The organism is Paraburkholderia translucens (assembly GCF_020881035.1).
GTDB lineage: Bacteria > Pseudomonadota > Gammaproteobacteria > Burkholderiales > Burkholderiaceae > Paraburkholderia > Paraburkholderia translucens.
Map to the genome: position 1 here is coordinate 215,315 of NZ_JAJITC010000002.1, position 23,835 is coordinate 239,149.

The 23,835-nt window shown below is 64.3% G+C and carries 19 protein-coding genes; 9 read left to right on the plus strand and 10 right to left on the minus strand.

What is annotated here, in order from left to right:
• The first annotated feature begins 28 nt into the window (after positions 1-28).
• Positions 29-1,345 (plus strand): putative hydroxymethylpyrimidine transporter CytX, encoded by a 1,317-nt coding sequence (gene cytX, locus LJ655_RS04185; protein ID WP_230559998.1) that lies wholly within the window; start codon positions 29-31, stop codon positions 1,343-1,345.
• Between the two features lie 26 nt (positions 1,346-1,371).
• On the opposite strand, the gene LJ655_RS04190 is transcribed toward cytX, so the two are convergent.
• From LJ655_RS04190 to LJ655_RS04205, 3 genes are all read right to left on the minus strand, one after another.
• Complete coding sequence (locus LJ655_RS04190; protein WP_230559999.1) at positions 1,372-1,599, minus strand: hypothetical protein; 228 nt, start codon at positions 1,597-1,599, stop codon at positions 1,372-1,374.
• Between the two features lie 614 nt (positions 1,600-2,213).
• Positions 2,214-2,945 carry an outer membrane lipoprotein chaperone LolA gene (gene lolA / locus LJ655_RS04200; protein WP_230560001.1) on the minus strand — a complete coding sequence of 244 codons (732 nt, stop codon included), beginning with the start codon at positions 2,943-2,945 and terminating at the stop codon, positions 2,214-2,216.
• Positions 2,946-3,093: 148 nt separating this feature from the next.
• The gene (locus LJ655_RS04205) at positions 3,094-5,400 is read right to left on the minus strand and encodes a DNA translocase FtsK (RefSeq protein ID WP_230560002.1); all 2,307 of its coding nucleotides are present in this window, start codon (positions 5,398-5,400) and stop codon (positions 3,094-3,096) included.
• 392 nt (positions 5,401-5,792) lie between these two features.
• On the opposite strand from LJ655_RS04205, the gene trxB reads away from it, so the two are divergent.
• The 4 genes from trxB (at position 5,793) to LJ655_RS04225 (ending at position 9,582) form a co-directional block, all read left to right on the plus strand.
• Positions 5,793-6,794 carry a thioredoxin-disulfide reductase gene (gene trxB, locus LJ655_RS04210; RefSeq protein ID WP_230560003.1) on the plus strand — a complete coding sequence of 334 codons (1,002 nt, stop codon included), beginning with the start codon at positions 5,793-5,795 and terminating at the stop codon, positions 6,792-6,794.
• Positions 6,795-6,998: 204 nt separating this feature from the next.
• A complete protein-coding gene (locus tag LJ655_RS04215; protein WP_230560004.1) occupies positions 6,999-7,766 on the plus strand; it encodes a Smr/MutS family protein in 768 nt (255 codons plus the stop codon).
• A gap of 114 nt (positions 7,767-7,880) precedes the next feature.
• Positions 7,881-8,540 carry a glutathione S-transferase family protein gene (locus LJ655_RS04220; RefSeq protein ID WP_230560005.1) on the plus strand — a complete coding sequence of 220 codons (660 nt, stop codon included), beginning with the start codon at positions 7,881-7,883 and terminating at the stop codon, positions 8,538-8,540.
• Positions 8,541-8,661: 121 nt separating this feature from the next.
• Positions 8,662-9,582: a LysR family transcriptional regulator gene (locus LJ655_RS04225; protein WP_230560006.1), complete on the plus strand. Its 921-nt coding sequence runs from the start codon at positions 8,662-8,664 to the stop codon at positions 9,580-9,582.
• Between the two features lie 72 nt (positions 9,583-9,654).
• On the opposite strand, the gene LJ655_RS04230 is transcribed toward LJ655_RS04225, so the two are convergent.
• The 4 genes from LJ655_RS04230 to LJ655_RS04245 all read right to left on the minus strand — a co-directional run bounded on the left by LJ655_RS04230 (position 9,655) and on the right by LJ655_RS04245 (position 14,114).
• Positions 9,655-10,770 carry an ABC transporter ATP-binding protein gene (locus tag LJ655_RS04230; RefSeq protein WP_230560007.1) on the minus strand — a complete coding sequence of 372 codons (1,116 nt, stop codon included), beginning with the start codon at positions 10,768-10,770 and terminating at the stop codon, positions 9,655-9,657.
• 93 nt (positions 10,771-10,863) lie between these two features.
• Positions 10,864-11,721, minus strand: coding sequence for a carbohydrate ABC transporter permease (locus LJ655_RS04235; protein WP_230560008.1), 858 nt, complete (start codon positions 11,719-11,721; stop codon positions 10,864-10,866).
• Positions 11,711-12,649: a carbohydrate ABC transporter permease gene (locus LJ655_RS04240; RefSeq protein ID WP_230560009.1), complete on the minus strand. Its 939-nt coding sequence runs from the start codon at positions 12,647-12,649 to the stop codon at positions 11,711-11,713. Before LJ655_RS04240 ends, LJ655_RS04235 begins: the two co-directional genes overlap by 11 nt.
• A gap of 217 nt (positions 12,650-12,866) precedes the next feature.
• A complete protein-coding gene (locus tag LJ655_RS04245) occupies positions 12,867-14,114 on the minus strand; it encodes an ABC transporter substrate-binding protein (protein WP_230560010.1) in 1,248 nt (415 codons plus the stop codon).
• A 591-nt stretch (positions 14,115-14,705) separates the two neighbouring features.
• Between LJ655_RS04245 and zwf the strand changes: the two genes are divergently transcribed.
• The 4 genes from zwf (at position 14,706) to LJ655_RS04265 (ending at position 19,943) form a co-directional block, all read left to right on the plus strand.
• Complete coding sequence (gene zwf, locus LJ655_RS04250; protein ID WP_230560011.1) at positions 14,706-16,169, plus strand: glucose-6-phosphate dehydrogenase; 1,464 nt, start codon at positions 14,706-14,708, stop codon at positions 16,167-16,169.
• A gap of 83 nt (positions 16,170-16,252) precedes the next feature.
• The gene (gene pgl, locus LJ655_RS04255) at positions 16,253-16,969 is read left to right on the plus strand and encodes a 6-phosphogluconolactonase (RefSeq protein ID WP_230560012.1); all 717 of its coding nucleotides are present in this window, start codon (positions 16,253-16,255) and stop codon (positions 16,967-16,969) included.
• Positions 16,947-18,863 carry a bifunctional transcriptional regulator/glucokinase gene (locus tag LJ655_RS04260; RefSeq protein ID WP_230560013.1) on the plus strand — a complete coding sequence of 639 codons (1,917 nt, stop codon included), beginning with the start codon at positions 16,947-16,949 and terminating at the stop codon, positions 18,861-18,863. Before pgl ends, LJ655_RS04260 begins: the two co-directional genes overlap by 23 nt.
• Before the next feature lie 153 nt (positions 18,864-19,016).
• Positions 19,017-19,943 (plus strand): bestrophin family protein, encoded by a 927-nt coding sequence (locus tag LJ655_RS04265; RefSeq protein ID WP_230560014.1) that lies wholly within the window; start codon positions 19,017-19,019, stop codon positions 19,941-19,943.
• 29 nt (positions 19,944-19,972) lie between these two features.
• Here LJ655_RS04265 and LJ655_RS04270 read toward each other — a convergent pair whose 3' ends face one another.
• The 3 genes from LJ655_RS04270 to dcd all read right to left on the minus strand — a co-directional run bounded on the left by LJ655_RS04270 (position 19,973) and on the right by dcd (position 23,667).
• The gene (locus LJ655_RS04270) at positions 19,973-20,719 is read right to left on the minus strand and encodes a lysozyme inhibitor LprI family protein (RefSeq protein ID WP_230560265.1); all 747 of its coding nucleotides are present in this window, start codon (positions 20,717-20,719) and stop codon (positions 19,973-19,975) included.
• A 2-nt stretch (positions 20,720-20,721) separates the two neighbouring features.
• Entirely contained in the window at positions 20,722-23,007 is a 2,286-nt protein-coding gene (locus LJ655_RS04275; RefSeq protein ID WP_230560015.1) for an arginine/lysine/ornithine decarboxylase, read from the minus strand.
• 90 nt (positions 23,008-23,097) lie between these two features.
• Positions 23,098-23,667, minus strand: a complete 570-nt coding sequence (gene dcd / locus LJ655_RS04280) for a dCTP deaminase (protein ID WP_008924193.1) — start codon at positions 23,665-23,667, stop codon at positions 23,098-23,100.
• Positions 23,668-23,835: the final 168 nt, after the last annotated feature.

Consider the following 23,835-nt stretch of genomic DNA (forward strand, 5'->3'; position numbering starts at 1 on the left):
CAGCACCACCAACAGGAACAAACATCAGATGGCTCAAGACTCTGTCGCCGGCGGCGCCGGCTCCACCTACGCGCCGCTCACGCCGGTACCCGAAGCGCGCCGCGCGTTCCGTACCGGCGACGCGTTCGCACTGTGGTTTTCGCTCGGCATCGGCCTGCTGGTCGCCCAGGCGGGCGCACTGCTGGTGCCGGGACTGTCGCTGCCTCACGCGCTCGTCGCGATCGTGCTCGGCAGCTCGATCGGCGTCGTGCTGCTCGCGCTCGCGGGCGTGATCGGCACCGACACCGGGCTTGCGGCGATGTCCTCGCTGCGTCCGACGCTCGGCGTGCGCGGCGCGTCGGTGCCGGCCGTGCTGAACATGGTGCAACTGGTCGGCTGGGGCTCGTTCGAAGTGATCGTGATGCGCGATTCAGCCGATGCGCTCGCGAAACAGGCCTTCGCCCTGTCGATGCCGCTCGTGTGGACCATGATCTTCGGCCTGCTCGCGACGCTGCTTGCGATCAGCGGCCCGTTGTCGTTCGTGCGGCGCTTTCTGCGCAAGTGGGGAATCTGGCTGCTGCTCGCGGGCGCCGCGTGGCTCACGTGGAACCTGCTCGCGCACCACGACCTCGCGGACCTGATGCATCGTCCAGGCACCGGAGAGATGTCGTTCGGCGGCGCGGTCGACCTCGTGGTCGCGATGCCGCTGTCGTGGCTGCCGCTGATCGCCGACTACACGCGCTTCGGCCGCCGCGCCGGCGAAACGTTTCGCGGCACGCTGTACGGCTATGGCATTGCGAACATCTGGTTCTATGCGCTCGGCGCGATCTATGGCCTCGCGGCCGGCGGCGGCGACGCACTGCTCACCGGCGCGCTCGCGCAAGCGGGCGGCGGCTTTGCGCTGCTGCTGATCCTGATCGACGAAATCGACAACGCGTTCGCCGATATCCACTCGGCCGCGGTGTCGACCGGGACGTTCTGGACGGGTACGCGCGTGCCGCTGCTGTCGGCGGCGTTCGGCGCGCTGTGCACGCTGATCGCGCTGCTCGTGCCGATGGCGAAATACCAGAACTTCCTGCTGCTGATTGGCTCAGTGTTCGCGCCGCTGTTCGGCGTCGTGCTGATGGATCACTTCATCGTGCGCAAGCGTCGCATCGACGCCGCAGTGCTCGCCCACGTGCGCGGCCGCTACGGCTTCTCGGGTGGCTGGCATGTGAGCGCGTTCGTCGCGTGGGCAATCGGCATTGCCTCGTACCAGGTGATCAATCAATGGCTGCCGAATCTCGGCGCGACGCTGCCGTCGCTCGCGATCGGCGCGGTGTGCTACTACGTGTTCGTGTCGGCGCGCAAAACCGCGTATGCGTGAGCACCGCTCGCCGCTTGCGTCGCAGCCTATTTTTTCGCTGCTTTGCGCCGATGCGATTCGACTTTGCGGCACAGATCGGTAAGCAGCCAACGGGCGACGGTCTCCGGCCGGTTCGGCGCGTACGGCGCGAATCTGCTTTCGTTCTCGAAATGGACGATGACGTTGCCCGTCATCACGCGATAGGTACCGGCATAGTTCACGCCGTCCAGTTCCACGCTCAGCGCGTGACTGGTTTCATATTCCGCAAAAGTCAAGGTGAACGCGATGTCTCAAAAAAGAGACATTATCGCTGCGATTTTCCGAAGTCAAAGAAATATGCGATTCGTTGCATATTGAATAAAATACCGACCGGTAATCGTTGCGCTTGAAGCAATGAAACTTAAGTACTGACCTTTTATCGGCATCGAGATTTAACGGCATTATGGCCGATCAGGCGGCGCCGTTGGCATATTGGCAAAATGGGCCAGTGCGCGATTGCCTTCCCGCTGTGCTTCGGCCTCATTGATAAAGGTTTTTTCGCTGTAAGCAATCACCTTGAACCCACTGCCGGCCGGCCGCGGTACCGTGATCCCCCAATGCCACCCGCCCTCCTGTTCGAATACATGGAGGGACGGGGACAAGCGCAAATCGTGTGACGAAGACAAATTCATGACATGCCTCACCTTTCCAACCATTCGAAGCGATAACCCGCTCCGACCAGTTTAGGCGTTATTTTGTTGCATTGCAGCAAGAAATTGTTAAATCGCCGGAGCGCACATTCCCGGGCCCTCCAGACGTCATACGCCGCACGCAGCAACAAGCCGCGCTCCGCGAGCGCGGTTTTGCGGCCGTTCCTTTTGGCGCCCCCCGTCGACGCTGACCATCGCGTTTATCCGTTGATCACATCGGCACCCTTCGGCACCGTGAATTTGAATGCGTCGGCCGGGAGTTGCGGATTTTTCTCGATGTTCGAGAAAGTCAGCAGTGTCACGTTGCCAAATACATCGTGCAATTCCATTGCTTCGAGATTGCCGTCCTTGAAGCCGATACCGACGCGCTCGAACTGCGTGTCCTTCGCCTTCGGCGTCAGTTCGAGCCAGTCGATGCCGGCCTTCACGCCCGCGTCGCGCAGCGTGAAATTCTTGTTCAGATCGTTGCTGCCGAACAGGATCGCCGCCGGACTCGCGCCGAGCGCATTGCCGAGCGTGCGCACCGTGACCTGGTTCAAATCCTTGTCATAGACGTAGAGCTTTTCGCCATCCGCCTGCAGCAGTTGCGCGTAGGGCTTCTCGTATTGCCAGATGAACTTGCCGGGGCGCGCGAACATGAACGTGCCGCTCGACGTGGTCGGCTTGCCCGGATTCGCGGTGGACAGCGCATCGCTCGCGCCCTGCGCCTTGCTCGGCGCGCGCACTTCCTGCTGCACGAAGGTGCCACGCGCCGAATGGACCTGCGAGACGAACGCCTTCAGCTGCTCGGTGCCGCTCGCGAACGCGTGCGAGGCGGCCAGAAGCGACGCACCGATCGCGACACTGCCCGCAGCGCGCGCGATCTTGCGCGCGAGTCCGCCGAGGCGGCCCGCTCGACGCTCTCTGGCGTCCTGCTGCGCGATTGCTTGCATAGATCTTTCTCCCTTGATTGAATGCGGTGACGGGCTGCGTCGGGTCGATGGACTCGCCGAGCACAAAGCGAGTGGCCCGGTGTCGAGCCATAGCGGTGCACACCACGGTGCGCGCGGCGGCGCCTGCAATGGCGGCAAACGGCTGCGGCTATTCCGTTTCGCGCGCCGGCGCGAGGATCTCGCGATTGCCGTTCGAGGACATCGCCGACACGACGCCCGAATTCTCCATCTGCTCGAGCAGACGCGCCGCCCGGTTGTAGCCGATGCGCAGGTGCCGCTGCACGAGCGAGATCGACGCGCGTCGGTTCTTCAGCACGACGTCGACCGCCTGATCGTATAACGGGTCCGACTCGCCTTCGGTGGACGCGGCTCCCGCTGAACCTTCGTCGCCCTCGCCGCTCACGCCGCCTTCGAGGATGCCCTCGATATAGTTCGGCTCGCCCTGCTCCTTGAGCTTTTCGACGACACGATGCACTTCGTCGTCCGACACGAACGCGCCATGCACGCGCACCGGCAAACCGGTGCCCGGCGGCAGATACAGCATGTCGCCCATACCGAGCAGCGACTCGGCGCCCTGCTGGTCGAGAATCGTGCGCGAGTCGATCTTCGACGACACCTGGAACGCCATACGCGTCGGCACGTTGGCCTTGATCAGGCCGGTGATCACGTCGACCGACGGACGCTGCGTGGCGAGAATCAGGTGGATACCAGCCGCGCGCGCCTTCTGCGCGATCCGCGCGATCAGCTCTTCGACCTTCTTGCCGACGACCATCATCAGGTCGGCCAGCTCGTCGATGACGATCACGATGTTCGGCAAACGTGTCAGCGGTTCCGGATCGTCCGGCGTGAGACTGAACGGATTCGGCAGCTTCTCTTCGCGCTTCGCCGCTTCGTCGATCTTGTTGTTGTAGCCGGCGAGGTTGCGCACACCGACCTTGCTCATCAGCTTGTAGCGGCGCTCCATTTCGGCGACCGCCCAGTTCAGCGCGTGGCCCGCCTGACGCATGTCGGTGACCACCGGACACAGCAGATGCGGAATGCCTTCGTAGACGCTCATTTCGAGCATCTTCGGATCGATCAGGATCATGCGCACCTGCTCGGCGCTCGCCTTGTACAGCAGCGACAGGATCATCGCGTTGATACCGACCGACTTGCCCGACCCGGTCGTGCCGGCGACGAGCAGGTGCGGCATCTTCGCGAGGTCCGCGCACACCGGCTTGCCGCCGATGTCCTTGCCGAGACCCATCGTGAGCGGCGACGCGGCATCCGCATACACGGCCGAGCCGAGAATTTCGGACAGGCTCACGGTTTGACGGCGCTGGTTCGGCAGCTCCAACGCCATGTAGTTCTTGCCCGGAATCGTTTCGACGACGCGAATCGACACGAGCGACAGCGAACGCGCGAGATCCTTGGCGAGATTGACGATCTGGCTGCCCTTCACGCCGGTGGCCGGCTCGATTTCATAGCGCGTGACGACAGGTCCCGGATACGCGGCGACCACGCTGACTTCGACACCGAAGTCCTTGAGCTTCTTCTCGATCAGCCGCGAGGTGAATTCGAGCGTGTCCGCGGAGATGGTTTCCTGCGCGGCGGGCGCGGGATCGAGCAGCGAGATGGGCGGCAGTGTGGAGTCGCCAGGCAGATCGGTGAAGAGCGGCACCTGGCGCTCCTTCTCGACGCGCTCCGACTTCGCCGGCGTGGCGAGGGGCGGCACGATCACCACGGGCTCGTGCTCCTCGATGCGCACGCGGCCCTTCTCGACCTTGCCCTCGCGCTTGACCGCGGCCGCTTCGCCGAGCTTGCGATCACGCCCGGCCTCGCGACGCAGCTTGGCGAACGTCACCGCGGAAATGATCGAATCGCCGACCTTCTCGGCGACCGACAGCCACGAAAAACGGAAGTACAGCGACAGCCCGATCGCGAGACCGAGCAGCAGCGCGAGCGTGCCGCCGGTGAAACCGAGCGCATGCGATACGCCGCGCGCGACCGCCTCGCCGATCACCCCACCCGGCGCGCGCGGCAACTGCACTTTCAACGACCACATGCGCAGCGCCTCGAGGCCGTTGCACGACAGCAGCACGAGCATGAACGCGAACGCGTCCGCGAGCCAGCTCACGCCGTGCGGCGCTTCGTCGTATAGCTCTTCGTTGCGCGTGATGCGCCGGTAGTTCGCGGAGATGTGGCGGCCGAGCAGCACGATCCACCAATAAGCGGACAGTCCGAACAGCAGCAGCAGAATGTCCGAAGTCCACGCGCCCACCCGGCCCGCCCAATTGTGGATACGGTCGACCTGGGCGGCGTGGGTCCAGCTCGGGTCGTGCCTGCTGTAGCTGACGAGCGACATCAGCAGGAACACGCCGAGCGCCACCTGCAGAATCCAGCGGATTTCGGTGAAGAGGCGCGACATGCGGTGCGGCAACGCCTGCGCGCTCGCGGAATAAGGAGCTTTTGCCATTGATCCTGTTTGCCTGGGGTAGCCCGTTCAGGCTGAAACTGTCGCCGGGAACGCGGCCCGAGCCTCGCCGCGCGCGGCCGCGGGCCCGATCCCGGCTACCGGAAACTTCGATCCGGCCTATTGTAAGCGCTGCGCCCCGCGCGAGGCTGTAAATGACGGTAACTTGGCGGTTTGGCCACAGATGCACTGGCGAGGCGCGCGAAATTCGTCGCATTGCGCCGCGCACTTGCGCTGTCCCGGCGCACCGCCACCCTATCGCGGCGATCGGAAAGCTTGATGGCGCGGCCGCGCGCCCCGCCCTTTATAATGCCGGACTGATACCCATCTAAAGTTTCAGCTCAAATACGCACGGCTACGCAGCGGCGAGCCGCGCGCCGTACAAGGATTCGATCATGCCCGCAACTGCAACGAAACACGCCAAGGTTCTGATTCTCGGCTCCGGTCCCGCCGGCTACACGGCGGCGGTTTACGCGGCGCGCGCCAACCTGGCGCCGGTGCTCATCACCGGTCTCGCGCAAGGCGGCCAGCTGATGACCACGACCGACGTCGAAAACTGGCCCGCCGACGCGAACGGCGTGCAAGGCCCGGAACTGATGGCGCGCTTCCTCGAACACGCCGAGCGCTTCAACACCGAAATCATTTTCGACCACATCCACACCGCGAAGCTCCGCGAGAAGCCGATTCGACTGATCGGCGATTCGGGCGAATACACGTGCGACTCGCTGATCATCTCGACCGGCGCGTCGGCGCAGTATCTCGGCCTGCCGTCGGAAGAGGCGTTCATGGGCAAGGGCGTGTCGGCCTGCGCGACCTGCGACGGCTTCTTCTACCGTCAGCAGCATGTCGCCGTGATCGGCGGCGGCAACACGGCGGTCGAAGAGGCGCTGTACCTCGCCGGCATCGCGAAGAAGGTGACCGTGATTCATCGCCGCGACAAGTTCCGCGCCGAGCCGATCCTGATCGACCGTCTGCTCGCCAAGGAGAAGGAAGGCGTCGTCGAGATCAAGTGGAACCACGTGCTCGACGAAGCGACCGGCGACGCATCCGGCGTGACCGGCCTGCGCATCAAGCACACGCAGACTGGCGAAACCACCGACATCGCGTTGCAAGGCTTGTTCGTCGCGATCGGCCACAAGCCGAACACGGACATCTTCGCAGGCCAGCTCGAGATGAAGAACGGCTACATCATCACGAAGGGCGGCCTGGACGGTTTCGCGACCGCGACCAGCGTGCCGGGCGTGTTCGCCGCCGGCGACGTGCAGGACCACGTCTATCGCCAGGCAATCACGAGTGCGGGCACCGGCTGTATGGCAGCGCTCGACGCGCAGCGCTATCTCGAGACCATCAACGAGATCGCCGGCGAGCATGTGATGAGCGCGGAAGCGGAGCGCTGATCGGCGGCGCGTCGCCGTATGGCGACGCGAAGTCGCGACAACGGGCGCGACAGTAAAATGACGGTAGCGCGCAGCGCGGCCGTCATCTGCTCACGAAGGCCGCGGCTCGAATGCCGGCGGCCTTTTTCGTTTTTGCCGCCTTGGCAATGTGTGTTGGGCGCATTGCCAGCACGATCCATCGACTTCTCCGCCTGTATTGCCGATATGCCGAAGAATCAGCCCCATCCGAACGAACCAAAGCGTCCGCAAGCCGCCGTGCGTCCCGCGCCCTTAGCGGCTGCGCCGGCCGTCGCGCCTAAGCTCGAGCGCGCGTCGGGGCTCGCCGGCCTCGGTGCGTTGCGTGACGCGTTAAAGGGCGACGCCGAGCGGCGCGAGCGCGAACAGGCGGCGGCGAGAGCGGCGCAGCGCGAAGCGGCCGCCGACGCCGATCTGTTCCGCCGCGAGATCGGGGAGGTCGCGCCGCTCGCAAGTGCGCCGCGCGCCACGCTCACGCGCACTCCCCCGCCGCCGCTGCCGATGCAGACGCTGCTCGACGAGGAAGCGGTATTGCACGAAGCGATCTCCGACGAGTTCGACCCCGAGGTGCTGCTCGAAACCGACGAGACGCTGTCGTATTGCCGCCCCGGCGTGAGCCGCGACGTCGTGCGCAAGCTGCGGCGCGGCGACTGGATCGTGCAGACGCAGATCGACCTGCACGGCATGCGGCGCGAGCAAGCGCGCGAGGCGCTCGCGGAATTCATCCGCGAATCGGTCAAGCGCGGGCTGCGCTGTCTGCGCGTGATTCACGGCAAGGGTCTGGGATCGATTGGCAAGGAGCCGGTGCTGAAGGGCAAGGTGCGTGCCTGGCTCGTGCAGAAATCCGAGGTCATCGCGTTCTGTCAGGCGCGCCCGCATGACGGCGGCGCCGGTGCAGTGGTCGTGCTGTTGCAGCCAGGAGCGTCGCCCGCGCATGGGGTGAACGCGAAGGCCTGAGGTCGATTTTCGCGGGTGTCGTTCGTCGTCGGGTAAACGGCCAGCCTGGCCGTCGCGCGGTGGCGATGGTTGCCACGGCGTATCCGTGCTGTACAACCGTCAAAGGTGATCGCGATGCCCCTGAAGCTCTATGCCCACCCGTTTTCGTCATACTGCCAGAAGGCCCTGACCGCGCTGTACGAAAACGGCACGCCGTTCGAGATGCGTCTGCTAGCGTACGACGACCCGCAGATCATGGCCGAATTCGCCGCGCTCTGGCCAATCAAGCGCTTCCCCGTGCTCGTCGACGGCGGGCGCACGGTGCCCGAGGCGACCATCATCATCGAATATCTGGGCCTGCACTATCCGGGACCCGTCGCGCTGTTGCCGGCCGATCCGCGCGCCGCGCTCCAGGTGCGCGCGATGGACCGCTTCTTCGACAACTACATTTCGACGCCGCAGCAGAAGATCGTCTTCGATTGCCTGCGCCCTGAAGCCGAGCGCGACACACGCGGCGTCGCCGAGGCGCGTGCGATGCTCGACACCGCGTACGCCTGGCTCGACCGGCACATGGCCGAGCGCGAGTGGGCCGCCGGCGACAGCTTCAGCCTCGCCGACTGCGGCGCCGCGCCGTTCCTCTTCTACGCCGACTGGGCCCATCCCATCGACCCCGCGTTCGCGCACGTGCGCGCGTACCGGCAGAGGCTGCTCGCGCGGCCGTCGTTCGCGCGCGCGGTCGACGAGGCACGGCCGTATCGGCCGTTGTTCCCGCTCGGTGCGCCGGATCGGGATTGAGCCGCGAGCGGCGGATCGCACGCGGCCGCCGGCAGACAACCGGTTTTGCTGGCTGTAGACTTCCTGTCGTGTCGCAAGCCCGCCTCGCCCCTCTCCCGGCTCACCACCCATAAGGCAAACCATGGACCGTTTCGAAGCGATGGAGATCTTCACGCGCGTAGTCGAAGCAAACAGCTTCACCAAGGTGTCGGAGTCGCTCGATCTGCCGCGCGCGAAGGTCAGCCGCACGATCCAGGCGCTCGAAGAACACGTCGGCGTGCGGCTCCTGAACCGCTCGACGCGCCAGGTCAGCGTCACCGAAGACGGCGCGTCGTTCTACGATCGCTGCGTGCGCATTCTCGCCGACGTCGCCGATGCGGAGTCGTCGCTATCGAACAAGCGCGAGAATCCGGCCGGCACGATACGCGTCGACACCTCCGGCACGCTCGCACGCTCACTGCTGCTGCCCGCGCTCGACGACTTCTACGCGCAATACCCCGCGATCGACGTGCGTCTCGGTCTCGCGGATCGCAACATCGATCTGATTCAGGACGCCGTCGATTGCGTGATCCGGATGGGCACGCCGGAGGAATCCAGTCTCGTCGCGAGGCGCATCGGTCTTGCGCGCATCGTGACGTGCGCGTCGCCGGCGTATCTGAAGAAATACGGCACGCCAACCACGCTCGCTGAACTCGCCGATCATCGCGCCGTCAACTACGTGTCCGCACGCACCGGCAGGACGTTCCCCTTCGAATACGAGGTGGACGGCGAAATCGAGCGCGTAGCGATGAAAAGCACGCTCGCGGTCAACGACGGCTCCGTGTACATCGGCGCGGCCGTGCTCGGACACGGCATCATCCAGCCGTCGCGTTTCATGGTTGCGCAGCTGATCGAGCAAGGGGCGCTCACTGAAATCCTCGGCAACTACACGAGCCCGGGCACGCCGCTGTCGATCCTGTATGCGCATCGTCGCAATCTGAGCTCGCGGCTGCGCGCATTTATCGACTGGGTCAGCGAACTCGCGCATAACAACCCGGATTTGCGTTTGCCCGAGCCGGCGTAACGGCTTCCAAAAACAAAAACCCCATGCGCAACTCAACGCATGGGGTTTTGCGGAAAGCGCCGGCTTTAGCGCTTACGCAATCCGTTCTTCATTCGCCGGATCGAACAGCACCGCCTTCGACGTATCGAACAGCAGCGTCGTGTTCTTCTCCGGTTGCGGGTTCGATGCCGGGTGCACGCGGCTCACGATGCGCTTGCCGTTGACCTGCGCGAACACCAGCGTGTCCGGACCGGTCGGCTCGATCACGTCGACCTTCACTTCGATCGGCTGCAGCTTCGAGTCGTCGCCGTGCGCGCTGCGCGCATCGGTGATGCGCTCGGGACGCAGGCCGAGAATCACGTTGTTGCCGACGTGCGAGCGCACCTTCGCCGAATCGAACGGCAGCACCAGCACCTTGCGCGCAATGCCGGTATCGAGCTCGATGCCGACGCCCGAACCCTGCTCGACCAGCTTGCCTTCGATGAAGTTCATCGGCGGCGCACCGATGAAGCCCGCCACGAACAGGTTCGACGGCGAGTCGTAGATTTCCTGCGGCGCGCCGAACTGCTGCACGATGCCGTCCTTCATCACCGCGATGCGGTCGCCGAGCGTCATCGCTTCGATCTGGTCGTGCGTCACGTAGACGATCGTCGTGCCGAGGCGCTGATGCAGCAGCTTGATTTCCGAACGCATCTCGATGCGCAGCTTCGCGTCGAGGTTCGACAGCGGCTCGTCGAACAGGAACATCACCGGATCGCGCGCGAGCGCGCGGCCCATCGCGACCCGTTGACGCTGGCCGCCCGACAACTGACCCGGTTTGCGGTCGAGCAGATGCTTGATCTGCAGCGTGTTCGACACGCGCTCGACGATCTGCGTCTGCTCCTGCTTCGGCACCTTGCGGATGTTCAGGCCGAACGAGATGTTGTCGCGCACGGTCATCGACGGATACAGCGCGTACGACTGGAACACCATCGCGATGTCGCGGTCTTTCGGCGACAGGTTGTTGACGGTCTTGCCGTCGATCTGGATCTCGCCCTTGGTCACGGTTTCGAGGCCGGCAATCATGTTGAGCAGCGTCGACTTACCGCAGCCCGAGCCGCCGACCAGAATCAGGAACTGGCCGTCTTCGATGTCGATGTTGACACCCTTCAGAACCGGCACCCCGTTCGGGTAGGTCTTGTACACGTCACGGATGGAAAGGCTTGCCATGCTGTGAATCCTCTAGTCTCTGGTACTGCTTGAAAACGTCTTGTCGGGTGACGGCGGCACGAGCTCGGTGAACCGCCGTCGCTCTCGGATGGGTTAGCCCTTCACCGCGCCCGCGGTCAGGCCGCGCACGAAGTAACGTCCGGCGATGATGTAGACGAGCAGCGTGGGCAGCGCCGCGATGATCGCGCCGGCCATGTCCACGTTGTATTCCTTCACGCCGGTCGAGGTGTTCACGAGGTTGTTCAGCGCCACGGTGATCGGCATCGAATCGACGCCTGAGAACACGATACCGAACAGGAAGTCGTTCCAGATCTGCGTGAATTGCCAGATCAGGCACACCATGAAGATCGGCAGCGACACGGGCAGCAGGATCTTCGTGAAGATCGTGAAGAAACCCGCGCCGTCGATACGCGCTGCCTTCACGAGTTCAGCCGGCACGCTCACGTAGAAGTTGCGGAAGAACATCGTCGTGAACGCGATACCGTAGATCACGTGCACGAGCACGAGGCCGCTCGTCGTGTTCGACAGGCCGAGGATGCCTTCGAGGCGGGCCATCGGCAGCAGGATCGCCTGGAACGGGATGAAGCAGCCGACCAGCAGCATCGTGAAGATCGGATCGGCGCCGCGAAAACGCCAGTGCGTGAGCACGTAGCCGTTGAAGGCGCCGATGATCGACGAGATCAGCACGGCCGGAATCACCATGCGCACGGAGTTCATGAAGAACGGCTGCATGCCGTCGCAGCGCACGCCCGTGCACGCGCCGCTCCACGCCTTGATCCACGGCGCGAAGCTCCAGCTCGTCGGCGGCGTCAGCAGGTTGCCGGTGCGCAGCTGGTCGATGTCCTTGAACGACGTCGACAGCATCACATACAGCGGAAACAGGAAATACAAGGCGAACAGAATCAGGGCCGCGTAAATGACGGCACGGCTGATCGTCATCTTAGGCTGCATTGCGGGTGCTCCTCGATTCCAGATACATCAGCGGCACGAGCACGGCCACGACGGTGGCGAGCATCATGATCGACGATGCGGCGCCGACGCCGAGCTGTCCGCGATTGAACGAAAACGTGTACATGAAGATGGCCGGCAGCGACGACGAAGTGCCTGGACCGCCCGCGGTCAGCGCGACGACCAGGTCGAACGTCTTGATGGTGATGTGGCAAAGGATCAGCAGCACGGAGAAGAACACCGGCCGCATGCTCGGAATCACGATCTTGCGGTAGATGGTCGGCAGGTTCGCGCCGTCCATCTGCGCGGCCTTGAAGATTTCGTTGTCGACGCCGCGCAAACCGGCGAGGAACAGCGCCATCACGAAGCCGGTGGACTGCCAGACCGCCGCGATCACGATAGTGAAGATCGCCTTGTCCGGGTCGCCGAGCCAGTTGAAGGAGAAGCTCGTCCAGCCCCAGTCGTGAAACACTTTCTCGATGCCGGTGCCCGGCGACAGGATCCATTGCCACGCGGTGCCGGTCACGATGAACGACAGCGCCATCGGATACAGGAATACGGCGCGCAGCGCGCCTTCGTTGCGGATCTGCTGATCGAGCAGGATGGCAAGCAGCAGGCCCAGACCGATACAGATACCGATGAATGGAATGCCGAACCAGCCGAGATTCTCGGCCGAAGTCCAGAATACGTCGTTCTGGAACAGCTCGCGATAGCGGTCGAGACCCGCGAACTCCCATCGAGGCATCAGCCGCGAGGTGGACAGCGACATATAACCGGTGATGGCGATGAAGCCATACACGAAGATCAGGCTGATGACGACGCTGGGTGCGAGCACCAGCTTCGGAATATAGCGATCGGCAAGGGCCGCCATGGGCGACGTGCGGCGGGTGACGGTGGCCGTTTTCCCGTTTCCGCTGATGGAAGCAGTCACTACTCGACTCCTGCTGAAACTGTACCGTCGGGCCTGCTGTGCGCGCGTGGCGCGGGACCGCGACGGCCTCTGTGTGACTCCATGAAACCGGGGTGAGCCGCCTGGCGCCGGACACCGCTGCGAACCTGAGCAGTTCGAGGTCCGGCCCAACACGGCCCGAAGGAGACGCCCGGTGCCGCAGATGCAAGCCGCCGGGCGCAACGCTTCTTTCTTACGCTTACTTGGTCTTCGCTGCCTTCGCAAGAGCCTGAACCGCGGTCTTCGAATCTTCCTGCGAGTTCATGAACTTCGTGACGACGTCGGAGATGGCGCCTGCCGCGGCATCCGGCTGAGCCATGCCGTGAGCGAGCGACGGCACATAACCGCCGGCCTTGATGGCGACCTGCTCATCCGCGTACGACTTCTTCGCGCAGTCGTCGAACTTGTCCATCGGCACGCCGAGACGCACCGGGATCGAGCCCTTGTACAGGCTGAACTGCTCCTGGAACTCCGGCGACATGATGGTTTTCGCAAGCGCGAGCTGGCCCGGCGTCGCGGCCTTCTGGCCCTTCTGCTGGAAGAACACGAACGAGTCGACGTTATACGTGTAGGCCTTGTCCGTTTGCGGCACCACCGCGCAGATGAAGTCCGTGCCCGACTTCTTGCCGGCGTTGGTGAACTCGCCCTTCGCCCAGTCGCCCATGAACTGCATGCCGGCCTTGCCGTTGATGACCATGGCCGTGGCGAGGTTCCAGTCACGGCCCGTGCGGCCCGTGTCGAAGTAACCCTGGATCTTGCGCACCGTGTCGAACACCTGAACCATCTTGTCCGAAGTCAGCGTCTTTTCGTCGAGATCGACGAGCGCCTTCTTGTAGAAGTCCGCGCCTTCCGACAGCACGACGTCTTCCCACAGCGTCAGGTCTTGCCACGGCTGGCCGCCCATCGCGATCGGCTGGATGCCCGCGGCCTTCATCTTGTCGGCCACCGCGAAGAACTCAGGCCACGTGGTCGGCACCTTGCCGCCCGCCTTGTCGAGCGCTGCCTTGTTGATGTACAGCCAGTTCACGCGATGCACCGAGAAGGGCGCGGCGACGTAGTGGCCGTCCGCTTGCACGAGCTTGTCGATTTGCGGCGGCAGGTTCTTCTTCCAGTCGCCCGCGACCGAGTCGATCGGCACCAGCACGCCCTGCGAAGCCCACTCCTGGATCAGCGGACCCTTGATCTGCGCGGCGCTCGGTGCGTTGCCCGAGATCACCTGCGTCTTCAGTGCCGTCATGGCAGCCGCGCCAGCGCCGCCCGCGACTGCGAAGTCCTTCCACGTGTAACCCTGCTTCGTCATGTCGTCCTTGAGGACGCCGACTGCCTTGGATTCGCCGCCCGAAGTCCACCAGTGGAGCACTTCGATCGACTCGGCGGCCTGCACGGCCGACACGCCACACATCAGACCCGCAGCGCACAGGGCGCCCATGATCGCGCGAAATTTCATTGCTTATCTCCTCCAGACACCTGAACAAAAAAACGAATGGCCCCTGATGTCGCCAGGGTGCTGTGGTTGGTTCAAACAGGCAAAAACATTCGGCGATCGAGCACGGTCGGGCGCATGCGCGAGGGCATGTGCCGGCGGACCGATGTCCGGCCGCTGGACGCTCAAGAGGTGAGTGGTTCGGGATGCAACTGACTGTCTCCTCTTTTGATTTTTGCCTGCCCGCTTCGCGCGGCAGACTCGAGGCACCTCGTACACCAATCCGACTCCAGCCTGACCTCGGCCACGGGCAACGACCCCGCGAGCCCGTCGACTCCCCGGCATTCCGTCAGGTTCGCCGGCACCCTGCTGGCACGTACCGGAAGACGCTCTCCATCAACATACCGGGGACGTCCGCCGATTCGCCAAGCGCGCATTCAGCCTCCACCGCGCGCGCTTTTTTCATCGAATTAACGCTACCTCTTGATTTGGATTGTAGTTAAACTACAATTCAGTGTCAAAAAATATTTTATCGGACTACGGTCGCTTTTCCGGGTCACTGCGGGTGCGGTGTCCGGTCAGCGCGGCGGCCTTTAAGGATATCGGCGGAGACCCATGCAAACCGATTCAAGCTTCACCTTCGTTCTTTTCGGCGGAACCGGCGACCTGTCGATGCGCAAGATCCTGCCCGCGCTGTTCGAAGCGCACCGCGCGGGCGGCATGCTCGCCGAGCGCGGCAAGATCGTCGCGGTGGCGCGGCATATCGCGGATCGCGGCGAATACCTGCAGTGGGTCGACGAGCACGTCAAGCCGCATGTGTCGAAGAACGGTGTCGAAGAAGCCGCGTGGACGAGCTTTCTCGCGCGCATCGAGTTCGTGAAGATCGACCTCGGCAATCCCGACGACTTCGCGCAACTGCGCGATGCGATTCGGGACATGCCTGGCATCCGCGTGTTCTATCTCGCGACGGGTCCGTCGCTGTTCGTGCCGATCTGCCATGCGCTTGCCGCGGTGGGACTGAACGACAACGCGCGCATCGTGCTCGAGAAGCCGCTCGGCTACGACCTGAAGTCGTCGAATGCGATCAATGACGCGGTCGGTGAGATCTTCGCGGAAGAGCAGATCTACCGGATCGACCATTACCTCGGCAAGGAGCCGGTGCAGAACCTGCTCGCGCTGCGTTTCGGCAATGCGCTGTTCGAACCGTTGTGGCGCCGCGAGTGGGTCGATAGCATCCAGATCACGATCGCCGAGGAGCTCGGTGTCGAAGCGCGCGGCGATTTCTACGACAATACCGGCGCGTTGCGCGACATGGTGCAGAACCACCTGCTACAGTTGCTGTCGATCGTCGCGATGGAGCCGCCCCACTCGATGGATTCCGACTCGGTGCGCGACGAAAAGCTGCGTGTGCTGCGCGCGCTCAAGCCGATCGATCCGCAGGAAATCGGCAAGGTCGCGGTGCGCGGCCAGTACCATTCGGGCGTAATCCGTGGCAACGCCGTGCCGGCCTATGCGACCGAGCACGGCGTGAAGCCGGATAGCTTGACCGAAACCTTCGTCGCGCTGAAGGTCGAGATCGAGAACTGGCGCTGGGCCGGCGTGCCGTTTTTCCTGCGCACGGGCAAGCGGCTCGCCGATCGCGTCGCCGAGATCGTCGTGAACTTTCGTGCGGTGCCGCATTCGGCGCTCGGTGCATCGGCGCTGCGCGCGGGTGCGAATCGCCTCGTGATCCGTCTGCAGCCGAACGAGACGATTCGTCTGTACTGTCTCGCGAAGCAGCCCGGCGAGGGCATGAATCTCGCGAGCGTGTACCTCGATCTTGCGTTCGACCGGTTCTTCCGCGAAGGACAGATGGAGGCGTATCAACGGCTGCTGCTCGACGTGATCCACGGGCGCCTCGCGCTGTTCGTGCGGCGCGACGAACAGGAAGCTGCATGGCGCTGGGTCGAACCCATCCTGAACGAATGGAAGGCCTCGGCCAAGGCGCCCAAGCCGTACGCGGCGGGCACGTGGGGACCGGCGGCGGCGAGCGCGATGCTCGCGCAGCATGGCACCTGCTGGCTCGAAGAAGAGAATTGAATCTGATGAATTGACGGGCGCCGCCGCGCACGATGCGCGCGGCGGCGCCGGCAGACCTAACAAGAAAGCAGCACGGAGGAGAAGTGATCGAGCTTCACGTTTTCGACGACCAGCACGCCCAATCCGACGCGCTGGCGAAAGCGGTGGGCGACGCGTTACGTGCGTCGCTTGCCGCATCGGCGGCCGCCACCGGCACGTCGACCCCGCCCGCGCGCCCCGCTCTGTTAGCCGTGTCCGGCGGCAGCAGCCCGCGTCCATTCCTGCAAACCCTGTCGACGCAACAGTTCGACTGGCCTCGCATCGCGGTCACGCTGGTCGACGACCGCTGGGTGCCGGAGACCGATAGCGCGAGCAACGCCCAGCTCGCCCGCGCCACGTTGCTTCAGAACGCCGCGCAAGACGCGACCTTCTGGCCGCTCGTCGACACCTCGCAGGATCTGCACTCGCACGTCGCCGCGCTGAACGCCGACGCGCGCTTTGCCGCGGCGCCCGACGTCGCCGTGCTGGGCATGGGTGAGGACGGCCACACCGCTTCGATCTTCGCCGACGCCCCCGAATGGGATCACGCAATCACCACGAGCGAGCGCTTCGTCGCCGTGCATCCGGGCGCGGCGCCGCACGCGCGGGTGAGCTGGTCGTTGTCCGCGCTGAAGGACGTGAAGCACCTGTTTCTGCTGATCGCAGGACCGCGCAAGATGGACGTGCTCAATAGCGCGTGCGCTGCGCTACAAAAAAATGCCATTTCGCAGTTGGCAAACGACAAGGGAGTGAGACTCGATGTCTACTGGTGTGCAAACTAACGCTGTGCCGGGCGCGGGCCAGCATGCCGACGGACCGAGGCTGCTGGCCGACATCGGCGGCACCAATGCGCGCTTCGCGCTCGAGACGGGCCCCGGCGAAATCGGCTCGGTGAAGGTCTATCCTTGCGCCGAGTACCCGGGCGTCGCGGACGTCATCAAGAAGTATCTGAAGGACACGAAGATCGGCCGCGTCAATCACGCGGCGATCGCCATTGCGAACCCGGTCGACGGCGACCAGGTCAGCATGACCAATCACGACTGGACCTTTTCTATCGAAGCGACGCGCCGCGCGCTCGGTTTCGATACGCTGCTCGTCGTCAACGACTTCACCGCGCTCGCGATGGCGCTGCCCGGTCTCACCGACGCGCAACGCGTGCAGGTGGGCGGCGGCCAGCGCCGGCCTAACAGCGTGATCGGCCTGCTCGGCCCCGGCACCGGCATGGGCGTGTCGGGCCTGATCCCCGCCGATGACCGCTGGATCGCGCTCGGCAGCGAAGGCGGCCATGCCACGTTCGCACCCGCCGACGAGCGCGAGGAGATCGTGCTGCACTACGCGCGCAAGAAGTGGTCGCACGTGTCGTTCGAACGGGTGGCCGCGGGTCCGGGCATCGAGGTGATCTATCGCGCGCTCGCGGGCCGCGACAAGAAGCGCGTGCCGGCCACGGTCGCCACGGCCGAGGTCGTCAAGCGTGCGCTCGATGGCGAACCGCTCGCGGCAGAATCAGTCGATGTGTTCTGCGGCATTCTCGGCACCTTCGCCGGCAATATCGCGGTGACGCTCGGCGCGCTTGGCGGCATCTATATCGGCGGCGGCGTCGTGCCGCGCCTCGGCGAGTTCTTCGCGCGCTCGTCGTTCCGCCAGCGCTTCGAAGCGAAGGGGCGCTTCGAGGCGTATCTGCAGAACGTGCCGACCTATGTGATCACCGCCGAATATCCGGCGTTTCTCGGCGTCTCGGCGATTCTCGCCGAGCAGTTGTCGAACCGCGCGGGCGGCAGTTCGTCGGCGGTGTTCGAGCGGATTCGCCAGATGCGCGACGCGCTGACACCGGCCGAGCGCCGCGTCGCCGATCTCGCTTTGAACCATCCGCGCTCGATCATCAACGATCCGATCGTCGACATCGCGCGCAAGGCCGACGTCAGTCAGCCGACCGTGATCCGCTTCTGCCGCTCGCTCGGCTGCCAGGGGCTGTCGGATTTCAAGCTGAAGCTCGCCACCGGTTTGACCGGCACGATTCCGGTCAGTCACAGCCAGGTGCATCTCGGCGACACCGCGACCGACTTCGGCGCGAAGGTGCTCGACAACACCGTGTCGGCGATCCTGCAGTTGCGCGAGCATCTGAACTTCGAACACGTGGAACGCGCCATCGACTTGCTGAACGGCGCGCGGCGCATTGAGTTCTACGGGCTCGGCAATTCGAACATCGTCGCGCAGGACGCGCACTACAAATTCTTCCGCTTCGGCATTCCGACGATCGCCTACGGCGACCTGTACATGCAGGCGGCGTCGGCGGCGCTGCTCGGCAAGGGCGACGTGATCGTCGCGGTGTCGAAGTCAGGGCGCGCGCCCGAGCTGCTGCGGGTGCTCGACGTCGCGATGCAGGCCGGCGCAAAGGTGATCGCGATCACGTCGAGCAACACGCCGCTCGCGAAACGCGCGACCGTCGCGCTGGAAACCGATCACATCGAGATTCGCGAGTCGCAGCTGTCGATGATCTCGCGCATCCTGCACCTCGTGATGATCGACATTCTCGCCGTCGGCGTGGCGATTCGCCGCGCGGTGCCGAGCGACGAAGTCGCCGAGACGGTCGAGAAAGCGCGCGAAGGCGCCGACGACGACGCCACGGCCGTACTCGACTGGCTGAGCCACGGCGCGGCTTCGTCGGCACGCGACTGAGGCTGGGTTCGCGGCTCTCCCGATCCGCTTGCGGCGTATGAACCCGCGGCGTGGGCATCGTCCCCGATGCGCACGCCGCGGGTTTCTCTGTTTTGGGGAAACGAAAAGCGATCGATAATAGGCGCTCCATCGCCTGATCCGGACCGCGCTCCCATGATCATCCGCCCGCATGTCCACTGGTTCCGCATGCTGCTCGCGTGGCGCGGTTCGGTGCTGCCGCAGTTGCTGCCGCGCCTCTTGCTGATCTTCTTCATCTCGCTCATTGCGCTCGCCGCGCACGATCATCTGCTGCCCGTCAGCCTGAACCTGAACACGATCGCGCCGTTCTCGCTGGTCGGCATCGCGCTCGCGGTGTTTCTCGGCTTTCGCAACAACGCGAGCTACGACCGCTGGTGGGAAGCGCGCAAGCTGTGGGGGCAGTTGCTCAATGAGTCGCGCTCGCTGACGCGCCAGGTGCTGACGCTGCCCTCGCGCGAGTTGCCCAAAGAAGATGCCGCCGCGTTTCTGGCGGTACTGGGCGCGCTATCGCATGCGCTGCGTCATCAGTTGCGCCGGAGCGATCCGCGCGACGACCTTGCCGCGCGGCTGCCCGGCGCACTGTTCGAACGGGTGATGGCATCGCGCTACAAGCCCGCCGCGCTGATGCTGTGCCTCGGCGAATGGGTGCAGCGCGCGGCACGCGCGGGGGCGCTCGATCCGATTGCTGTGCTCGCGTTCGACCGCAATCTGAGCGGACTGTCGGATGTGATCGGCGGCTGCGAGCGCATCGCATCGACGCCGCTGCCGTTCGCGTATTCGGTGCTAATTCACCGCACCGTGTACTTCTTCTGCGCGTCGCTGCCGTTCGGACTCGTCAATAGCATCGGCATTTTCACGCCGGTTTTCGCGGTGTTCGTGGCGTACACGTTCATGGCGCACGAAGCGATCGCGTCGCAGCTCGAAGAACCGTTCGGCACCGACGAAAACGACCTCGCGCTCAACACGATGTCCGCGATGATCGAGGATGCGATGCGGGATCTGCGCGGCGAGCCGGCGCTCGCGCCGCCGCCGCCGCGCGGCGATGGTTATCAACTGGATTGATGGCGCGGGTGCGCGCCCGTCGGCGGCCGTCAGTGATTGCCGACCGTTTCGGATAGCCGCTTGATGGTCGCGACACGCGCGCCGATGATGTCGATGCGGCCACGCTCGTCGATGAGCGGCGTCGACGCCGTCAGATACGCTTTCCATGCGCGTTGCGCGTGCACGAGCGTGGGTCGCGACGCCGCCGGCATTTTCGCATCGAGCACGCGATAGTAACGGTTCAGGTCGAACATCGCGTGTTCGCAGCGCGCATCGGCGTTACACGCGCGCGGCGGTCGCGGCGCCGGGTCGCTCGCATTGGCGAGCGCCGCGCGCAGTGCCAGCGCGCGGTCACGCACCGGCTGCAACTGCATGTCGGCCTCGGCGAGCACGTACATCGAGCCTTGGGTCGTCGCGAACACCGCGGCGAGCAACTGCTTCTCGGCATCGCGCGACGCGAGCCAGCTCGACTGGCTCTTTTCCCACAGCCTGCGCCGCGCCGGCGGCAGCTTTGCGAGCAACTGCTGGTACGCGCTATCGACCGCGGCCATCCAGCCGATGCGCGCATTGTCCATGCACTGCACCTGCCCCGTCGTCGTCGACATGTCGGCGCGCGCGAGACACGCGCGCATCCCCGCGTCGATCGGATCGGCGGCGGCCACCTCGGCATGCGCGGCCGGACTCGCGATGCCGCCAAGCATCAGCACGGCCGCCGTCAGCGCGAAGGCCAGCGCGCCGGCCTCACGCCGCCAAGGCCCGATCGCTGGCAGGCTCGCCAGGAACTTCACCCACCTCATCGTCAAATACGCACGCAATCGACGAAGTATTCGATGCGCCCGTTGACCATTTCGCCGACGAGCCCGTGGATGTCCGTATGGAAGCCCGGGAAGCGCTCGTTGAACTCGCGCGCGAAGCGCAGATAGTTGACGATGGTCCTGTTGAAACGCTCGCCCGGAATCAGCAGCGGAATGCCCGGCGGATACGGGGTCAACAGGATCGACGTGACGCGCCCTTCGAGCTCGTCGATCGGTACCCGGTCGATTTCACGGTGCGCGAGCTTCGCAAATGCGTCGGACGGTTTCATCGCCGGCTCCATGCTCGACAGGTACATCTCGGTCGTCAGACGCGCGATGTCGTTCGCGCGATAGACGCTGTGGATCTGCTGGCACAGATCGCGCAACCCGACCCGCTCGTACATCGGATGATGCGACACGAACTCCGGCAGCACGCGCCACAGCGGCTGGTTGTTGTCGTAGTCGTCCTTGAACTGCTGCAATTCGGTCACCATCGAGTTCCAGCGGCCCTTCGTGATGCCGATCGTGAACATGATGAAGAACGAGTACAGCCCCGTCTTCTCGACGATGATGCCGTGCTCGGCCAGGTACTTCGTGACGATCGCGGCCGGAATGCCGGTTTCGCCGAAGCCGCCGTCCATGTCGAGACCCGGCGTGACGATCGTCGCCTTGATCGGGTCGAGCATGTTGAAGCCTTCGGCGAGCGGGCCGAAGCCGTGCCACGCGTCGTCAGGGCGCAGCATCCAGTCCTCGCGCGAGCCGATGCCTTCCTCGGCGAATTGATCGGGGCCCCACACCTTGAAAAACCAGTCGTCGCCGTATTCGGTGTCGACCTTGGTCATCGCACGGCGGAAGTCGAGCGCTTCAGCGATCGACTCCTCGACGAGCGCGGTGCCGCCCGGCGCTTCCATCATCGCCGCGGCCACGTCGCACGAGGCGATGATCGCGTACTGCGGGCTCGTCGACGTATGCATCAGATACGCTTCGTTGAAGCGATGCTTGTCGAAGCGGCTGTTCTTCGAATCCTGCACGACGATCTGCGAGGCCTGCGAGATGCCGGCGAGCAGCTTGTGCGTGGAGTGCGTCGCGTAGACCATCGCGCCGATGCGCGGACGGCCCGCGCCGATCGCGTGCATGTCCTGATAGAACTCGTGGAATTCGGCGTGCGGCAGCCACGCTTCGTCGAAGTGCAGCGTGTCGAGCCACTCGCCCAGCATCTCCTTGATCATCTCGACGTTGTAGATGACGCCGTCGTACGTGCTTTGCGTGATCGTCAGGATGCGCGGCTTCAGGTTCGGGTTCTTCGCGAGCGCTTCGCGGGCGAACGGGTTGGCCTCGATCTTCTTGCGGATGTTTTCCGGCTCGAACTCGCTGCGCGGAATCGGGCCGATGATGCCGAAGTTGTTGCGGGTCGGCGTGAGGAACACCGGAATCGAGCCGGTCATCGTGATCGCATGCAGGATCGACTTGTGGCAGTTGCGGTCGACCAGCACGATGTCGCCGGGAGCGACCGTGCCGTGCCAGACGATTTTGTTCGACGTCGACGTGCCGTTGGTCACGAAGAACACGTGGTCGGCGCTGAAGATGCGCGCGGCGTTGCGCTCCGAGGCCGCGACCGGGCCCGTGTGATCGAGCAGCTGGCCGAGTTCGTCGACCGCGTTGCAGACGTCGGCGCGCAGCATGTTCTCGCCGAAGAACTGATGGAACATCTGGCCGAGCGGACTCTTCAGGAACGCGACGCCGCCGGAGTGACCCGGGCAGTGCCACGAGTACGAACCCTCTTCCGCGTACTGCACGAGCTCCTTGAAGAACGGCGGCGCCAGCGAGTCGAGATACACCTTCGCCTCGCGGATGATATGGCGCGCGACGAACTCCGGCGTGTCCTCGAACATGTGGATGAAGCCGTGCAGCTCGCGCAGGATGTCGTTGGGCAGGTGGCGCGAGGTGCGCGTCTCACCGTACAGGAAGATCGGAATGTCGGCGTTGCGGCGGCGCACTTCGGTCACGAACGCGCGCAGCGCGACGATCGCGGCGGCGAGCTCGGGCGTCTCGCCTTCGACCACCACGTTCTCGACGTACGGCAGCAGTTCGTCGTCGTCGATCGACAGGATGAAGCACGACGCGCGGCTCGACTGCTGCGCGAACGAGGTCAGATCGCCGTAGCTCGTCAACCCGAGCACTTCCGCGCCTTCTTTCTCGATGGCTTCGGCCAACGCCCGGATGCCGGAACCCGAGATGTTCTCGGAGCGGAAATCTTCGTCGATGATGACGACGGGAAAACGGAACTTCATGGGCGATTCTCCAAAAAGAAAACGACCGCTGCGTTACCTGAAAAGCGCAGCGGTCACCCGAATAACTGGTGGGTCAAGACGCTGCCAGCGTCACGTTTTCGGCAACGTGACGCCGTGCTGACCTTGATACTTGCCGCCGCGATCCGCGTACGACGTTTCACAAATCTCGTCGCTTTCGAAAAACAGCACCTGGGCGACGCCTTCGTTCGCGTAAATTTTCGCAGGCAAAGGTGTCGTATTCGAGAACTCGAGCGTGACGTGCCCTTCCCATTCCGGCTCGAACGGCGTCACGTTGACGATGATCCCGCAGCGCGCGTACGTCGATTTACCGAGACACACGGTCAGCACGCTGCGCGGAATACGAAAGTATTCGACGGTGCGCGCGAGCGCGAATGAGTTCGGCGGGATGATGCAGACGTCGCCCTTGAAATCGACAAACGACTTCTCGTCGAAGTTCTTTGGATCGACGATCGTCGAGTTGATGTTGGTGAAGATCTTGAATTCGTCGGCGCAGCGGATGTCGTAGCCGTAGCTCGAGGTGCCGTAGCTGACAATCTTCCGGCCGTCTTCGGAGACGCGAACCTGATCGGGCGCAAACGGCTCGATCATCTTGTGCGACTCGGCCATGCGCCGGATCCACTTGTCAGATTTGATGGTCATAGGTGAGAGCTGCTCGACGTGAATATCAGGTGTGACGAAAGATAGATGAAAACGGGCGGCCGGCTGGGCGCCGGCGAAGGTCGCTTATTTTACGCGATCACGGAAATGCTGCCGCCAATGGTACGAAACGCGCCCGAAGAGGGGTGTGCGCCGACTGGCGCGACGCCG

Excerpts from the sequence above, each read along its gene's own strand:
- LJ655_RS04205 (WP_230560002.1), bottom strand. The coding sequence starts at position 5,400 with ATGGCAAAAGCTCCTTATTCCGCGAGCGCGCAGGCGTTGCCGCACCGC.
- LJ655_RS04235 (WP_230560008.1), bottom strand. The coding sequence starts at position 11,721 with ATGCAGCCTAAGATGACGATCAGCCGTGCCGTCATTTACGCGGCCCTG.
- LJ655_RS04215 (WP_230560004.1), top strand. The coding sequence starts at position 6,999 with ATGCCGAAGAATCAGCCCCATCCGAACGAACCAAAGCGTCCGCAAGCC.
- dcd (WP_008924193.1), bottom strand. The coding sequence starts at position 23,667 with ATGACCATCAAATCTGACAAGTGGATCCGGCGCATGGCCGAGTCGCAC.
- LJ655_RS04260 (WP_230560013.1), top strand. The coding sequence starts at position 16,947 with ATGTCTACTGGTGTGCAAACTAACGCTGTGCCGGGCGCGGGCCAGCAT.
- zwf (WP_230560011.1), top strand. The coding sequence starts at position 14,706 with ATGCAAACCGATTCAAGCTTCACCTTCGTTCTTTTCGGCGGAACCGGC.
- LJ655_RS04230 (WP_230560007.1), bottom strand. The coding sequence starts at position 10,770 with ATGGCAAGCCTTTCCATCCGTGACGTGTACAAGACCTACCCGAACGGG.
- trxB (WP_230560003.1), top strand. The coding sequence starts at position 5,793 with ATGCCCGCAACTGCAACGAAACACGCCAAGGTTCTGATTCTCGGCTCC.
- LJ655_RS04270 (WP_230560265.1), bottom strand. The coding sequence starts at position 20,719 with ATGAGGTGGGTGAAGTTCCTGGCGAGCCTGCCAGCGATCGGGCCTTGG.
- cytX (WP_230559998.1), top strand. The coding sequence starts at position 29 with ATGGCTCAAGACTCTGTCGCCGGCGGCGCCGGCTCCACCTACGCGCCG.
- LJ655_RS04225 (WP_230560006.1), top strand. The coding sequence starts at position 8,662 with ATGGACCGTTTCGAAGCGATGGAGATCTTCACGCGCGTAGTCGAAGCA.
- LJ655_RS04275 (WP_230560015.1), bottom strand. The coding sequence starts at position 23,007 with ATGAAGTTCCGTTTTCCCGTCGTCATCATCGACGAAGATTTCCGCTCC.
- LJ655_RS04265 (WP_230560014.1), top strand. The coding sequence starts at position 19,017 with ATGATCATCCGCCCGCATGTCCACTGGTTCCGCATGCTGCTCGCGTGG.
- lolA (WP_230560001.1), bottom strand. The coding sequence starts at position 2,945 with ATGCAAGCAATCGCGCAGCAGGACGCCAGAGAGCGTCGAGCGGGCCGC.
- LJ655_RS04220 (WP_230560005.1), top strand. The coding sequence starts at position 7,881 with ATGCCCCTGAAGCTCTATGCCCACCCGTTTTCGTCATACTGCCAGAAG.
- LJ655_RS04245 (WP_230560010.1), bottom strand. The coding sequence starts at position 14,114 with ATGAAATTTCGCGCGATCATGGGCGCCCTGTGCGCTGCGGGTCTGATG.